This is a genomic window from Mesorhizobium waimense (assembly GCF_003601975.1).
In the GTDB taxonomy this organism is placed as follows: Bacteria; Pseudomonadota; Alphaproteobacteria; order Rhizobiales; family Rhizobiaceae; genus Mesorhizobium; species Mesorhizobium waimense.
This window is the reverse complement of record NZ_QZWZ01000022.1, coordinates 20,690-34,958: the sequence shown is the minus strand read 5'-3', so window position 1 is coordinate 34,958 and position 14,269 is coordinate 20,690. Positions and strand designations below refer to the sequence as shown.

Here is a 14,269-nt window from a genome sequence, read left to right as displayed (position 1 = left end):
GTGGCTGACGGACTACCCTGTCAGACGTACACCAGCATGCGCTGAGATCAAGCGACATTCCCGATGACGGCTATGAATTCGGATTGCACCAGAGATGGGCTGTCCGGCGGCAATGGCCGAACGTGCCGGGCCGGACGCGACTGCGGATCGGGAAACATCCGCAGCCATTCCTCGTTCACGGCATTCCTGTCGCTGCTGTCGCGGAGGTAGATTTCCACCTTGATAATGTCCTCCGCGCTGCCGCCGGCGGCCTCGATGATGGCAAGCATATTGGCAAACACATTGGCTGACTGATCGGCCATGCCGGATGGCAGTTCGAGCGTGATCGGGCTCACCCCGTGAACCGCGCCTGAGAACACCATATTGCCGATTCGACAGGCATTGGGAACCGGATGCCTGTGGCTCAGTCCTTTCACTGAAATGCTTTTGCGCATGGTCTGATGATCCTCCGCAAGATCTGATCCGTGGGACAATTCGTGGGGTGCTTCAGCTTGCTGCAAGTGCAAAACCGGAACCGGCCGGCTATCGTCTCGCGCGCACAACGGCGGCCTCGGCGGGCGACGAAGAGACGCCGCTGTCAGGACGCGGCGCAAGAGGCTCATAACCGGGAGTGAGTTGAATTCCACGCGTCTCGGGCAGCATAAGGGTCGCGACAAAGGCAATGCTGTAGCCCAATAGGGCAACCAGGCCGATCGCCTCCGCCAGGGTGATGTACTGCGCCAGTATTCCAATAGTGGATACGGCTGCCGCGCCTGCCGCCTTGCCGAAATTATAGGCGAAACTCTGGCCGCTCGCGCGAATGGCAGAGGGGAACAGCTCGGTGAAGAACGGTCCCAGCGTCGCATAGTTTCCGATCGTGAAGAAGCCGAACGGCGCGCCGAGGACAATCAGCGGCCAGCCGGAGAGCGGCAAAAACATGTAGGCGATGGTGATCAGCCAGGAACACAGCAAAAACAGCTGGAACGTGCGGCGCCGTCCCAGATGATCGGCCAGGTATGCACTCGCCAGAAACCCGAAGAACGAGCCGCCGGTCACCACGAAGACGTAGTACCCGGAAGTGCTCGGCGACAGTTCGCGCACGGTCTTCATGAAGGTGGGCAGCCAGTTGACGATCGCACCGCCGACACCAATCACGCCGAAGGCAAGCAATGAGGACAGGATCGTTATCCGCAAGGTTTCGGGCTGGAATATCGCGCCCAATCCAGGACGGGTCCCGGTCTTCTCGACATGTGCGCGCGTTTTGACGAAAATCTCCGGCTCCTCGAGCTTGCGGCGCAAATAGAGAACCAGAAGGCCGGGGAGAACTCCGATCATCAACAGAACGCGCCATCCATATTCTTGGGGCAGATGCGCCAGAACCAGCCCGGCCAGGATGGCGGCAGCGCTCCATCCAACGCCGAATCCGCTCTGGACGGTGCCCACCGCCTTGCCGCGATGTTCGGCGCGAATGATTTCGCCCATGAGAACCGCGCCGGCGGCCCACTCACCGCCAAAGCCCAGCCCTTGCATGATGCGCAGGACCATCAGCTGCTGGAAGTCGTGCGCAAAACCGGCAAGGAAGGTGAAGGCGCAGAACCACAGGATCGTGAACTGCATGATGCGGGCACGGCCGAAACGGTCGGCGAGATATCCGCAGGCCCATCCTCCAATCGCCGCGGAGAGCAGCGTTGCCGTGGCCAGATAGCCGGCCTGCGCCGTCGTCATCCCCCAGGCCGCAATGAGAATTGGCAGCACGAAGCTGAAGAGCTGCGCGTCCATCGCATCGACCGCCCAGCCGGCGAAGCAGCCCCAGAAGGTGTTCCGCTCCCGCTCCGTCAACTCCCTGTACCAAGCAAACATTTCTTCCTCCCGTAGTTTCCTTGCTGTAAGGCCGCGTCAAACGACCAATGGAGTAAGACCTCCGTCCATGGTCAGCGACGCCCCGGTCACGTAGGAGGATCTTGCGCTGGCGAGAAAAAGCGCGGCGTCGGCCACTTCTTCCGGCTTTGCGTAGCGCCGCAGCGGAATGCGCTTCTCGTTCAGCCGCAGCAGCTCCTCCGGCGTCTTGCCCGTCATTTTGGATTCGACCTCAAGCGACAGCTGCAGACGCTCGGTCATCGTGGCGGCGGGATTGATGACGTTGACCCTGACGCCTGCGTGCCCCCAGGCAGCCGCCAGTCCCGCCGAGGCGAGCATCAGCGCCGCGTTGGCAGCGCCGCCCGGCAAATGCATGGGCGATGCGATCTTGCCGCCGGTGCCAACGATGTTGACGATCGTGCCGGCGCGCCGTGCCACCATCAGGGGCAGGACGTAGTCCGTGACGTTCATGTAGGTGAAGAATTTCGCGTCCATCGCGATACGCCATTTGTCTGGCGTCAGCTCGTCCGGAGGAACTCTCCTGGCGCCGCCGGCTGAATTGACAAGGGACGCGATCGGCCCCACCTGATCCTCGAGTGAGGCGACCATTTCCTTTGCCGCAAGCTCATCCGACAGGTCGGCGGCGAAGGTCGCTACCGATAAATTTTCGGCGGCCAGGGTTGCTTTCGCGTTGTCCAGATTCTGCTGACTGCGCGAGACAATCGCCACACGGGCCCCTTCCCTGCCAAAGGCGCGCGCGCAAGCCAGTCCTATTCCCTTGCTGCCGCCAGTTATCAGGACGACTTTGCCGTCGAGTTCGAGGTTCATTTCAGTGATCCTGTTTTGCGCCGTAGGCGTTGTGCACGTTGATCGGGCTTCCCTCAGCAAACGCCACGATCTGGTCGAACGCGTTGCCGTAGGCGAACTCGTAATTGTCGCGCTCGACGTAACCGAGATGCGGCGTGCATAGTGCGTTGGGGAGCCTGAGCAAGGCGTCGTCCGGATTGGTGAGCGGCTCGCGTTCGAACACGTCGACGGCCGCCTTGCCGGGGCGGCCATTCTTTAGCGCCGCCACCAGAGCCCCCGGCTCAATCAACTCGGCGCGGCTGGTGTTCACAAGCAGCGCGGTTGGCTTCATCAAGGTCAGGTCATCAGGACCAATCACACCGGTGGTCTCGGCATTCAGCCGCAGATGCAAACTGAGGACATCCGACCGCCTGAACAGTGAGTCCTTGTCCGCAGCGGTGTCAAACCCCTCGGACCTGGCGCGAGCCAGCGAGCCCTCGCGGCCCCAGACCAGCACATCCATGCCGAAGGACTTGCCGATGCGCGCGACCATCGAGCCCAGCCGGCCGAAACCATATATGCCCAGGACACGGCCTCTGAGGCCCAGCCCGATGGTCGTCTGCCAATGGCCCTGCCGCAGCGAGGCGCTCTCGAACGGAATGTTGCGCATCGCTGCAAGGATCAGCCCCCAGGTGAATTCCACCGTCGAATAGGACGGACGCGACGTGAGGGCGGACGAAACGACGACGCCATGTCGGTCGCAAGCCGCCAGATCGATATGAGGGATGTGGCCGTTCTGGCTGATGAGCTTCAAGTTGGGCAAGCGGCTGAGCAGATCTTCATCGATCCTGGTGCGCTCACGCATCAGCACAAGGACATCTGCCTCGGACAGACGATTTGCCAGCAGGTCGATGTCGTCAACGATATCGGTCCAGATGGTAATTTCATGGCCTTCCAGCCTGGAAAAGCAGTCCAGTGTCCGCACCACGTCCTGGTAGTCGTTGATGATGGCGATGCGGAGCTTTTTCACTGGATGATCCATCGCCTTATGCATTGCCCGGCAGGTCCGCGACGGCGGTGCCGGCGTCGATTGCTTCGCACTTCGCCCATTCAAAAGCCGACTTTTTCAGCGCCTTCGCGAGGACCTCGGCTGCCCGGGCGATCGGGATGAAGCAGACACCGGTTTCGTCCGCGACGACAATATCGCCGGGAGCAACCCGGATGCCGGCAATCTGGATATCGCCATTGATCTCCACGGTTTCGATCCGCCATTTGCCGGTGACCGGCGTGATCTCGGTGGCCCAAAGCGGGTAGCCGACCCGTCGCGAATGTCCGAGGTCGCGAATGCCTCCGGAGACGATTGCGCCAGCCTCGCCCTGTCTTTTTCCGGTCTGGGCCGAAATTCCGCCCATGTTCGAAACGCCGGCGACGCCGTCGATGACCACCACGTCGCCCGGCAGGGCCAAATTGTGGGCTTCGAACTCCGCCATCCGGTTGATGTGGTTTCGCGCTGTCTCGTAGACATGCTCGCGTTGCAGGATGTTGCGTACCGTCAGCGCTGGACCGACAATCGATGTCGACGGCAGGGTCGGCTTCAGAAGCGACGCGCCAATCGCGCCGGTGATGCCGAGCTCATCCATAATATCGGAAATAACGCTGGTGGCGTCGCCGATCCGCTTGAAGCCGTCGATCAGCTCCTTCGGCGGACGCGGCGTCCGCATCAACCGGATGCGGTCGGCGCTGATCTTGCCGGTAAGTTTCGGCAGCACGTCCGCGAAAGCGAGATCATTCATGGCGTATCCTCTATCTTGGACGGAGCTTCTATCACCGGCTGCGAGGCGCGCGCATTCACTCGCATGTGTTCGGTGGCTCGTTCGAAACAGGATTGCTTGCCGCGGGCAGTGCGTCCAATTTAGAATTAGACACTAGCGTCATTTCCTGGGTGAATAACGTGCGCCTCGATTTGAACCTGATTGCCGTTCTCGAGGCCATCATGCTGGAACGGAACGTGACGCGTGCGGCCGCGAGCCTGGCAATGAGCCAGCCGGCGGTCAGCAATGCGTTGCGTCGAGCCCGCAAGCTGACGAAGGATCAACTCTTCCTGAAGACAGCGACGGGGGTCCAGCCGACGGCACGCATGGTCGCGATGTGGCCCGAACTGCATCGCTCGCTTACGGCGATCCGCGCCTCTTTCGCCCCTGACGACTTCGATCCCGCATCGGATGCGACCAGTTTTCGAATTGCCGTCACCGACAGTCTTGCGATGGAAGGTGTCAGCGCGATCACGCTGAAGTTGCAGGCGGCGTCCCCACGCGCCCGCGTTTCCTTTGCGGTTCATACCCATGAAAGCTCCCTGGAAGGGATCGACCGCGGCACGCTCGACTGCGCCGTCGGCATGTTTGCCTCGCTGCCAAGAGACGTGCATGTGCAAAGCCTGCGGACGGATCGCTATGTCTGCGCCATGCGCAGCGGGCACAAGTTTGCCAGCGGTCTGACTCTCGATCAGTTCACCGCCGCGACGCATGTTCTGGTAACCCCATCCGGTCTGGAACTGGGATTGGTGGATGGCTGGCTCGGCCTGACGGGACGGACAAGGACGATCGCCGTCGTCGTCAATCACTTTGCCGACGCGCTGAGGATCGTCTCACGCAGCGACCTTCTGACCTGCGTGCCGCTTGGCTTCTTAAACGGACCGTGGCGTGCCGTTGCCGAACAGCATGAGTTGATGGTGCGCGATCTGCCCTTCGAGACCGAGAAACTGCTCTACAAGCTGATCTGGCACGAACGATTGCAGTCTCACCCGGCCCACCAATGGTTCCGGTCGCTGGTGGGCGAAGTTTGCGGATCGCCGTTCGACGGCCCGCCGATTGTCGAAACGGCCTCCGCCAGGCAGGCATAGGCTGTCTTGTGAGCGAGATGGACCTCCAGGAGGTCTTTTGCGCGAACTCGCCTCCGCTTTGAGGTGATAAGACCGCCTTACCCGTAATTTAGAGGCACATATGTGTAGGTATTTTCGGCGTCGCGCCGCACGTGGCCCAGCCCAGGAAACGATATGTGCGCACCGCCCACCATGTAGCCGTTTTCGGCCGCATCCGCGAATGCGAGCTCGTGCACGCGTTCGGCCGCGGATGCGTCCCCGTCGTACTGGATTGTGACGGAAGGGTCTTTGAACTGCACTGCGGCGACATGCACGACATCGCCCCACAGCACTACTTTCTCGCCCCTGCTCTCGACCACGTACATGGTGTGTCCGGGCGTGTGGCCATAGGCTGTTTGCGCGCGCACACCGGACACGAGATCGGTGTTGCCTTCGAAAACGGCGAGCTTGCCGGCTCGCATGTATGGCGTGATCGATGCTATCGCCGCCTGAAAGAAGCGCTTCGCCTCAGCCGGAGCAGCGCGCATGTTGTCCTCGCTTAGCCAGTAATCGGTGTCCCGCTTTTCGACACGCACGATTGCGTTGGGAAAAGCTCTCTGGCCCTCGGCCATGAGACCGCCAACGTGATCGGTGTGCAGATGTGTAAGGTAGAGCTCGTCGATCTGTTCCGGCCGATAGCCCGAGGCGCGCAGATTGCTTAGTAGATGGCCCATCGTTGGCCCCAATAGCGAGCCTGCACCGGCGTCGATCAAGACCAGCCTGGCTCCGGTATTGACGAGAAAGGAATTGTGCGAGGTCTCGACGAGGTCGCCGAGGTAGTTGCGTTTCAGGGCTTCCTCGATCCGAGCCGGGTCGCCCTGCAGCAACTTCGTAGCAGGGAGCATATTGCTGCCGTCGGATAGCGCCGTTACTTCAAAATCGCCGACCGCCAGGCGATAAAACCCCGGTGCCTGGCTTTTCACCATGGGCGCATCTGCGAGCAGAGGCGTCGCAAAACTGCAGGCCAGGCAAAAACAGCCGGCGGCCAAGAAGGCGCGACGGGTAGGATTGATGGCATCGCGGCTGGTCAGCTGGGGCTGGACAGAGCCTTCGGTGTCGTCGAACAAGCGATCAAGCGGTATCCGGGGAGCGACCATTTTCGGACCTCTGTTTGGTTTGTCGGGGCGCTGCTGCTGGACTTCCGCCTCGCTGCTCCCTCGCCGAAGCTCTGCACGCCTCGGCAGGGGCTGTTGCGGGCGTACCGTTGCCGAAATGGCCAACCCCGTCCAATTCAGAGTTTAGGGGCAGCATCATAACTCGGTTGAATAACGGCTGCCGATGTTCGGCTGTCCAGCCTGTTTGCCGGTCGACGACGGCTCGCATCAATGTGAACTGATGGAAGTCCAATCCAGCCGGATGCTGGCGCTCATCGTGGCGCCATGTTCAAGCGGCGTCAGGCCTTCGCCGTGATGCGCATTGACGGCATGTGATACGGGCTCGAAGCAGAAGAATCCCGAATCCGGCGACGGGGAATAGAGGATAAAGACGTCCAGTGACGGTGAGGCCAGAAGCGAGATAGTCATCCTGTCCTCGGGCTGGATGATCGCGGCATGGTGGTCCCAGCCGTCGAAGGCGTTGTTCACCCAGCTTCGCGGCAGCACGGAGGCCCTAGAGAAATCCCACCCCGGGTGGTTGGCCACGGGCGCCACGCCGGTTGGTAGATGACGTTCGTCCTCCAGCCAGACCCGCGTAGCCCTCGCCTCAAGCATGGTTCCGGCGCGGCGGCGGAACCACGGGTGAAAGCCGAGGCCGTAGGGCAGACGCATCCCCGCCCGGTTCTCCACCGTGAGCGTTGCATCCAGAGCTCCGTCATTCAGCGCATACGCGATACGTGCCGTGTAGCGATAAGGCCCGATCGCGCCATCGTCGAGCAGCAATTCCGCCTCGGTGGCGGTGCAGCCGGCAAGCCGCCACTCCCTCTGGAAGCCGTCGCCATGGATCGGAAAGGCCTCCCCCGGCACATTCGGCTCGACGGCATGAAAGCGGCCGTTGAACTCGAAGCCGCCGCCTGAAATTCGGTTCGACCAGGGAACCATCACCTGGCAGCCGGAGGTGCCAGTCCCATCGCCAGGCCGCAGCAACGGCACCGGCGCGCCGTCGACCAGCGCCTCGAAGCGGGCGATGGCCGCGCCCTTCTCCGGCGCCAGGACGAGACGGCCGCGTCCGTCGCGCAGCTCAACGAGACCCGTCAACGCCTTCACCAGCCGCCGTCGATGGCGATGTTCTGGCCGCTGATCATGTCGGAGGCCGGCGAAACGAGAAACAGCACGAGATCGGCAGCGTGATACGGCTCGATGCGTTTCTTGAGGCCCTGGTTCTCGAGAATCCAGTCATTGTACTGTTCGAGCCGGTCACCGAAGACGCGTGCCTCCGCCTCCGAAACGATCGCGCCCGGCGACACGGCGTTGACCCTGACGCCATGCGGGCCGAGTTCGCGTGCCAGTGATTTGGTCAACCCCAGCATCGCGCCTTTCGACGCGACATACGGCACATAGCCGTCCCAGCGGCCATTGAGCGTGATCGAGCAGAAATTGACGATCTTGCCATAGGCCTTCGCCTTCATCCCCGGCGCGCAGGCGCGCGTCAGGGCAAAGGCGGCCGAGGAATTGACGCGAACCTGATCCTCATATTCGGCCAGCGAGAACTCCTCGAACGGCCGGTTGATGATAAGGGCAGCATTGTTGATCAAGATATCGATCCCGCCTTCCCTCGCCGCCAGCGCCGCCACAGCCGCCTCGGCCTCGGCAAGCCGGTTGAGATCGCAGCCGACGAAGGAGATGTAGCCCTTGGCCTGCCGGGCGAGTACGGCGACGGTCTCCGGCCCGTCCGCGATGTCGGGGCGGTCGAGCACCAGCACGCGTGCGCCGGCCTGCGCCAGCGTCACCGCCTGGGCCCGGCCGAGCGAACCAAGGCCGCCGGTCAAGAGCACGACGCGATCGCTAAGAACCTTCATCGCCGCCACCTTTTACAGAACGCCGTGGACTTCATCGATTGAGGTGTCCTCGATGCGCTTGTCCAGCACGATCTCGCCGCGCGCCATCGCCACCACGCGGTCACAGCATTCGAAGACATGGTGCATGTTGTGGCTGATGAAGACGCCGGTGACGCCCTGTTCCTTCAGCCCGCGCACGAAGCCGATCACCTTCCTGGTCTCCTTGACCGAAAGGTGGTTGGTCGGCTCATCGAGGATCATCACCTTGGATTTGAAATGCATGGCCCGCGCGATGGCGACGCCCTGCCGCTGGCCGCCGGAGAGCTCGCCGACGAGCGCGTCGGGCGAACGCAAATGCAGGTCGACATTGGCGATGGCTCGAACACTTTCGCTGGCCATCTTCTTCTGGTCGAGGATGCCGACGCCGAGGACGGAAAACCGCGTCGGCTCGCGGCCGATGAACAAGTTCCTGGCGATCGACATGGTCGGCACCATGGAATTGTACTGGTAGATCGTCTCGATGCCGAGATCCATAGCGTCGCGCGGCGTCGCGATGCTGACCGGCCTTCCCTCGACCTGGATTTCGCCCTGGTCGGCGCGGTGGACGCCGGAGAGGATGTTGATCAAGGTGGATTTGCCGGCGCCGTTGTCGCCGACCAGGCCCAGCGCCTCGCCGCGCCTGAAGTCGAGCGTCACCCCCTTCAGTGCATGGACGCCGGAATACCATTTGTGGAGGTTGCGGACGGAGATGATCGCGTCGGCCATCGCTCAGCCCTCCATCTTGATGGCCTTGGCGCGCTTGCGCATCCAAGCATTGGCGACGACGGCGAAAATGGTCAGGAAGCCTATGGCGAACTTGAACCAGTTGGCGTCGACATGGCTGAGGACAAGGCCGTTGTCGATGACGCGGATGAGCGTCGTGCCGATGATGCCGCCCATGACGGTGCCGATGCCGCCGGCGAGCGACGCACCCCCGATGACGGCAGACGCCACTGCCTGCAGTTCCATCCCCTCCCCAATCGAAGGCAAAGGCGAGCCCAGCCGCAGCACCTGCAGCATACCTGCGAAGCCGGACAACATCGAACACAGCATGAAGCAGACGATCTTGACCCTGGCTGTCGGGATGCCCATCGAGGCGGCGGCCGGCAGGAATCCGCCGGTGGCCTTGATCCAATTGCCGAAATTGGTGCGCGACAGCATCAGCGAGGTCAGCACGGCAATGCCGGCAAACCACAGGAACGACATACGGAACATGTTGCCCGGCCCGACGAAGGAGGTGAACAACCAAGTCGGCAGGTCCGCGGGAAGCAGCGGCGGGAAGCCGCCCGAGACGACCACGGTGAGCGAGCGCGCCATGAACAGCATGCCGAGCGTTGTGATGAAGCTCGGTATGGCGAAGCGGATGGTGATGTAGCCATTGACGAAGCCGACCACGGCGCAGACCAGCAGTCCGGCCAGCAAGGCAAGCGGGAAAGGCGCGCCGTGCACCATCAGGATCGCCATCGTCATCGGCATCAGCGCGAATACCGATCCGACGGAGAGGTCGAACTCACCGCTGATCATCAGGATGGTGACACCGATCGCGACGAGGCCCGCCTCCGGCAGGATGCCGAGGATGCCGCGCAGATTGTCCTGGTTGAGGAACACACCATGCGAGCGGATCTGGAACAGGACGATCAGCAGCACCAGCAGGATCAGGCCGGCGAGCTCCGGTTTTTCGAGATAGGTCTTGAACAGGCGCTTCAATTCACGCTCCAGGGCTTCGAACTTCTCTTGCCGCATTGGCGACGCGCGGCGCCGCCGAAGCGAAGCCGCTCATTCGGACCACGCTTTCAGCGCATCCCCTGGGCGGAGAGCGCCATGATCGCGTCGGCCTGGTTCGGCCGCACGATGCCCTGGCCGGTGTCGATGTCGGAAGGTGCCAGGCCGATCTTCTTGTTGAGATAGGCCTCCATCACCGGCATGAAGCCTTGCATGTAAGGCTGCTGGTCGACCAGCGCCTGCACATAGCCTTTCTGCATCTGCTGTAGCACCTCGGGCACCAGGTCGAAGCCGCCGAGCAGGACCTTGCCCGGTGCGACGCCGCGATCCTGCAGTACGCGCGCGACGCCGGCGCACCAGAATCCGGTGTCGAAATAGGCAGTGGTGTCAGGATGGGCGTTGAGATAGGCGCCGACGCGGTCGGAAGTGATGGCGAGGTCGGTGCCGCTGTCGATGCGCTCCCACGATACATCGCGGTCAGCATGGGCGGCCTTGTATTCCTCAAGGAACTGCATCACGCCGGCGCCGCGGCTCTCGGACCAATTCTGGCCGGGTGCCGAGATGCCGACCAGCACTTTGATCGGGCCATCCTTGGGGAAGCTTTCGGAAATGGCCTTGGCGAGCGAATAGCCCGCCGGCTTGAAGCCCTGTCCGACGAAGGCCTGCCGTGCATTGCCCTTGGCGCCTTCGGTATCGTCGACATTGACGGCGATCACCAGCACACCGGCATCGCGCGCCTCCTTGATGACGTCATCGAAGGCATGGTCGTCGACGATCGAGGTCAGCAGCGCGTTGGGCTTGGCGGCAAGGGCGGCGCGCATGTTGGCGACCTGCTGTTCGATCGAGCCCTCGGTCTGGGTGAAGACCATGTTGCAGCTGGCCTCGACCTTGGCGCAGCCGTCGTCAAAGCCCTTCTTGACGGCCTGCCAAAAGGTGTTCGAGGCCGACGAGTGGTGCGTGAAGACGATGTTGAGGCCATCGGCGCGGGCCGTGGTTTGCGCGCCGAAAAGGGCTACGCCGAGCAGAAGCATTGCAGTGAGTTTTTTCATGTTTGTTCCTCCCTTGGATCTCTCAGATATCCGCCTTGTCGGAGACGCGGCGCTGGACGGTGTAGGCCTTGCCAAGATCGGGGTTGAGCGCCAGCCCCAGCCCCGGCCCTGGCGGCACGGTGATCATGCCGTTCTTCACTTCAGGCAGCGCCGTGACCAGGTCGCGGTACCAGGTGCGGTAGAAGGCGCGCACACTTTCCTGGACGAGCGCATTGGGCGCATTGAGCGACAGATGCGTCGAGGCAGCGAGCACGACCGGACCGGTACAGTCATGAGGCGCCACCGGCAGCCGCCACGCCTCAGCCATCGAGGCGATCTTGCGCGCTTCCGAAAGGCCGCCGCACCAGGAAATGTCTAGCATGACGATGCCCGCAGCCCCGGTTTCGAGAAGATCGCGGAAGGCCCAGCGGCTGCCCAGCGTCTCGGAGGCCGAGATCGGCGCGGGGCTGACTGCCTCGTAGCGCTTCAGGTCACCGAGGCTGTCCATTCGGATCGGGTCCTCGTGCCAATAGGTGGCAAAGGGTTTCAGCGCGCCGGCGATCTTCATGGCCGGCAGGAGCTGCCACATCGAATGGAACTCGACCATGATGTCGATCCTGTCGCCTACGGCCTGACGAATCTTCTCAAAAGGCTGCAGCGCGGACTTCAAGTCTGCCGTCGAGATGTCGTTGCCACGCGTCTTTTCGGCGGCGTGGTCGAACGGCCAGATCTTCATGGCGGTGATACCGTCATCGAGCAGTTCCTCGGCCAATTCGCCGGCACGGGTGAGGAAGCCGTTCAGATCGTCATAGTCGCGTCCGGCGCCGATGCCGTAATTGCCTGTCGTCTGGCCCTTGGCGTCCTTGATGTATTCGGTGCCGGCGCAAGTATTGTAGGTGCGGATGGAGCGACGGCTGAAGCCGCCAAGCAACTGGGCGACGGGCTGGCCGGTGGCCTTGCCGAAAATGTCCCATAGCGCGATGTCGAAGGCGGAATTGCCGCGCACCTCGGCGCCGCTGGAGCGGAAGCCGAGATAGCCGACCAGATCGGCGGCCAGGAGGTCGATCTGAAGCGGATCGCGGCCGATCACCCTCGGCGCGACATACTCGTGCAGATATTCCTCGACGGTGCGCGACAAGTAGAACGTCTCGCCAAGCCCGGTGATGCCCTCGTCGGTATGGACCTCGACCCAAAGAAGGTTGGGCCGCTCCTCGATACGAATGGTCTCGATCGCGGTGATCTTCATGTCAGGCAATTCCCGCATCGAGCAGCGCCTTGACGCTCTTGTCGAAATGCAGCGCCATGTGCTCGGCCGCCAGCCGTGGATCGCCTATGAGGATCGCCTCGGCTATGTCCTCGTGCCCCTTGATCATCTTCAGCTGGTCTTCGTCGGAGGAGCGGGTCCGCCAGCCGATGACCCAAGTGCGGCGTGTGACCCCGCTGAAGGCGGTGACGATCAGCGAGAAGACCGGGTTGTGCGAAGCAGCCGCGATCGCCTCGTGAAAGGCGATGTCGTACTCCATGACGATCTCAGGGTTCTTGAAATTCTCGCGCATCAGCCTGGCGGACTGTGCGATCGCGGCGGCTTCCGCATCGGTGCGACGCAAGGCGGCGAGCGCCACGGTGCGCATCTCGATCGTGCGCCTGACATCATAGACCTGATGGACACTGATCTGCTGTGTGGTGATGCCGTGCTCGATCACCATCGACATGGCGCCGGTGTCGAGCTTGGCGACAGTGGCGCGGCGCCCGGCGCTCATGTCGATCAGGCGCATTGCCGAAAGCGATCGGAACGCCTCCCGCACGACGGTTCGCGAGACATTGAGCTGACGCGTCATGGCCGCTTCGCTGGGCAGCGGATCGCCCGGTGCAAGCCCCTCCGAGCGGATGTGCTGAGTGATCGCCTGGATCGCCGTACTCACGAGGCCGGGGCTCGGCTCACCCGCTATCTCCGTCGGATCCTGCATATCGCTCCCTTGAAACCTATATGACAGGTTGCTATTCAATTGCTCATAATTCAGACGAAAGATATATGTCAAGCGAGTTTTTGGATGCTCTAGCCTGGAGGTTCCGCATGGACGATATGAGCGCCGGCCTGGTCTTCGATGCGCGCGACGTCGTGGGCGAGAGCCTGATCTGGGACGATCGCCGCAGCCGGCTGGTCTGGATCGACATTATCGGCCGCAGGATCCACAGGTTGCATCCGCTGACTTTGGCTCACGAATCCTGGGAGACGCCCGATCTGGTCACGTCGATCGGCCTGCGCGCCGACGGCGGTGCCATTGTCGGCCTCAGGAACGAGATTGCCTTGTGGGACTTCGGCGGGCCGTTCCGAACGATCACGACAATCGAGCCGGATAGGCCCGGCATACGGCTGAATGAGGGTGTCGTCGCGCCCGACGGTTCGTTCTGGGTCGGCACAATGGCCAACAATATTGGACTGGACGACGCGCATATCGCCATCACGCAGGATGTCGGGCAGCTGTTTCGAGTTGGCCCCAACGGCGACGTGACGAGCTTGTCCGAAGACCGTTTTGGCATCACCAACACCATGGTCTGGACGCAGGACGGGCGCTTCGTGACTGCAGACACGATGAAAAACGCGATCTACAGCTATGCGAGGAACGGCGACTCTTCGCGGCTCGACGACCGGCGGCTGCTTTTCTGCGGCTTCCAGCGAGGCCTGCCCGACGGCTCCTGCATGGACGCCGAAGGCTATATTTGGAACTGCCGGGTCGTAGGCGGCAGCTGCCTTGCGCGCATCGCGCCCGACGGCCGGCTGGACCGGATCGTCGAGCTGCCCTGCTCCTGGCCGACGAGCTGCGCCTTCGGCGGCGCCGATCTCGACACGCTGTTCGTCACCTCCGCGCGCTTCACGATGAGCGCGGAGCACCTTGAGGCACACCAGCACGAGGGCGGGCTTTTTGCGCTACGACCGGGGGAACGAGGCGAATTGAACAACCGCTTCGGTTAAGCCGTCCGCGATGCAGCCGCGGGGGCGATAGGAGC

The 14,269-nt window shown here is 62.5% G+C and carries 15 protein-coding genes; 2 read left to right on the top strand and 13 right to left on the bottom strand.

Annotated elements, in window-relative coordinates; translation table 11 throughout:
• Positions 1-47: 47 nt before the first annotated feature.
• The 5 genes from D3227_RS24735 to D3227_RS24715 form a co-directional block, all read right to left on the bottom strand.
• On the bottom strand, positions 48-434 hold the full coding sequence (locus D3227_RS24735; RefSeq protein ID WP_120016895.1) for a RidA family protein: 387 nt from the start codon (positions 432-434) through the stop codon (positions 48-50).
• An 88-nt stretch (positions 435-522) separates the two neighbouring features.
• Entirely contained in the window at positions 523-1,839 is a 1,317-nt protein-coding gene (locus tag D3227_RS24730) for an MFS transporter (protein ID WP_120016894.1), read from the bottom strand.
• Positions 1,840-1,875: 36 nt separating this feature from the next.
• Positions 1,876-2,664 (bottom strand): SDR family oxidoreductase, encoded by a 789-nt coding sequence (locus tag D3227_RS24725; RefSeq protein WP_120016893.1) that lies wholly within the window; start codon positions 2,662-2,664, stop codon positions 1,876-1,878.
• 1 nt (position 2,665) lies between these two features.
• Positions 2,666-3,652, bottom strand: a complete 987-nt coding sequence (locus tag D3227_RS24720) for a D-2-hydroxyacid dehydrogenase family protein (RefSeq protein WP_245451860.1) — start codon at positions 3,650-3,652, stop codon at positions 2,666-2,668.
• A 16-nt stretch (positions 3,653-3,668) separates the two neighbouring features.
• Positions 3,669-4,415 carry an RraA family protein gene (locus D3227_RS24715; protein WP_120016892.1) on the bottom strand — a complete coding sequence of 249 codons (747 nt, stop codon included), beginning with the start codon at positions 4,413-4,415 and terminating at the stop codon, positions 3,669-3,671.
• A gap of 92 nt (positions 4,416-4,507) precedes the next feature.
• Between D3227_RS24715 and D3227_RS24710 the strand changes: the two genes are divergently transcribed.
• Complete coding sequence (locus D3227_RS24710; protein WP_245451859.1) at positions 4,508-5,521, top strand: LysR family transcriptional regulator; 1,014 nt, start codon at positions 4,508-4,510, stop codon at positions 5,519-5,521.
• Positions 5,522-5,598: 77 nt separating this feature from the next.
• Here D3227_RS24710 and D3227_RS24705 read toward each other — a convergent pair whose 3' ends face one another.
• The 8 genes from D3227_RS24705 to D3227_RS24670 all read right to left on the bottom strand — a co-directional run bounded on the left by D3227_RS24705 (position 5,599) and on the right by D3227_RS24670 (position 13,227).
• Entirely contained in the window at positions 5,599-6,606 is a 1,008-nt protein-coding gene (locus D3227_RS24705; RefSeq protein ID WP_245451858.1) for an MBL fold metallo-hydrolase, read from the bottom strand.
• Between the two features lie 255 nt (positions 6,607-6,861).
• Positions 6,862-7,731 (bottom strand): aldose 1-epimerase, encoded by an 870-nt coding sequence (locus D3227_RS24700; RefSeq protein WP_120016968.1) that lies wholly within the window; start codon positions 7,729-7,731, stop codon positions 6,862-6,864.
• A gap of 5 nt (positions 7,732-7,736) precedes the next feature.
• A complete protein-coding gene (locus tag D3227_RS24695) occupies positions 7,737-8,492 on the bottom strand; it encodes an SDR family oxidoreductase (RefSeq protein ID WP_120016890.1) in 756 nt (251 codons plus the stop codon).
• A gap of 12 nt (positions 8,493-8,504) precedes the next feature.
• Positions 8,505-9,236, bottom strand: coding sequence for an ATP-binding cassette domain-containing protein (locus tag D3227_RS24690; protein ID WP_120016889.1), 732 nt, complete (start codon positions 9,234-9,236; stop codon positions 8,505-8,507).
• 3 nt (positions 9,237-9,239) lie between these two features.
• Positions 9,240-10,217 carry an ABC transporter permease gene (locus D3227_RS24685; protein ID WP_120016967.1) on the bottom strand — a complete coding sequence of 326 codons (978 nt, stop codon included), beginning with the start codon at positions 10,215-10,217 and terminating at the stop codon, positions 9,240-9,242.
• 86 nt (positions 10,218-10,303) lie between these two features.
• The gene (locus tag D3227_RS24680) at positions 10,304-11,281 is read right to left on the bottom strand and encodes a sugar ABC transporter substrate-binding protein (protein WP_120016888.1); all 978 of its coding nucleotides are present in this window, start codon (positions 11,279-11,281) and stop codon (positions 10,304-10,306) included.
• A gap of 22 nt (positions 11,282-11,303) precedes the next feature.
• On the bottom strand, positions 11,304-12,506 hold the full coding sequence (locus D3227_RS24675) for a mandelate racemase/muconate lactonizing enzyme family protein (RefSeq protein ID WP_120016887.1): 1,203 nt from the start codon (positions 12,504-12,506) through the stop codon (positions 11,304-11,306).
• A gap of 1 nt (position 12,507) precedes the next feature.
• Positions 12,508-13,227: a FadR/GntR family transcriptional regulator gene (locus D3227_RS24670; RefSeq protein ID WP_120016886.1), complete on the bottom strand. Its 720-nt coding sequence runs from the start codon at positions 13,225-13,227 to the stop codon at positions 12,508-12,510.
• 107 nt (positions 13,228-13,334) lie between these two features.
• Here D3227_RS24670 and D3227_RS24665 point away from each other — a divergent pair, with 107 nt between their 5' ends.
• Positions 13,335-14,234, top strand: a complete 900-nt coding sequence (locus D3227_RS24665; RefSeq protein ID WP_120016885.1) for an SMP-30/gluconolactonase/LRE family protein — start codon at positions 13,335-13,337, stop codon at positions 14,232-14,234.
• The last annotated feature ends 35 nt before the right edge of the window (positions 14,235-14,269 follow it).

Coding starts and splice junctions, on each gene's coding strand:
- D3227_RS24735 (WP_120016895.1), bottom strand. CDS start 434: ATGCGCAAAAGCATTTCAGTGAAAGGACTGAGCCACAGGCATCCGGTT.
- D3227_RS24730 (WP_120016894.1), bottom strand. CDS start 1,839: ATGTTTGCTTGGTACAGGGAGTTGACGGAGCGGGAGCGGAACACCTTC.
- D3227_RS24725 (WP_120016893.1), bottom strand. CDS start 2,664: ATGAACCTCGAACTCGACGGCAAAGTCGTCCTGATAACTGGCGGCAGC.
- D3227_RS24715 (WP_120016892.1), bottom strand. CDS start 4,415: ATGAATGATCTCGCTTTCGCGGACGTGCTGCCGAAACTTACCGGCAAG.
- D3227_RS24695 (WP_120016890.1), bottom strand. CDS start 8,492: ATGAAGGTTCTTAGCGATCGCGTCGTGCTCTTGACCGGCGGCCTTGGT.
- D3227_RS24690 (WP_120016889.1), bottom strand. CDS start 9,236: ATGGCCGACGCGATCATCTCCGTCCGCAACCTCCACAAATGGTATTCC.
- D3227_RS24680 (WP_120016888.1), bottom strand. CDS start 11,281: ATGAAAAAACTCACTGCAATGCTTCTGCTCGGCGTAGCCCTTTTCGGC.
- D3227_RS24675 (WP_120016887.1), bottom strand. CDS start 12,506: ATGAAGATCACCGCGATCGAGACCATTCGTATCGAGGAGCGGCCCAAC.
- D3227_RS24670 (WP_120016886.1), bottom strand. CDS start 13,227: ATGCAGGATCCGACGGAGATAGCGGGTGAGCCGAGCCCCGGCCTCGTG.
- D3227_RS24665 (WP_120016885.1), top strand. CDS start 13,335: ATGGACGATATGAGCGCCGGCCTGGTCTTCGATGCGCGCGACGTCGTG.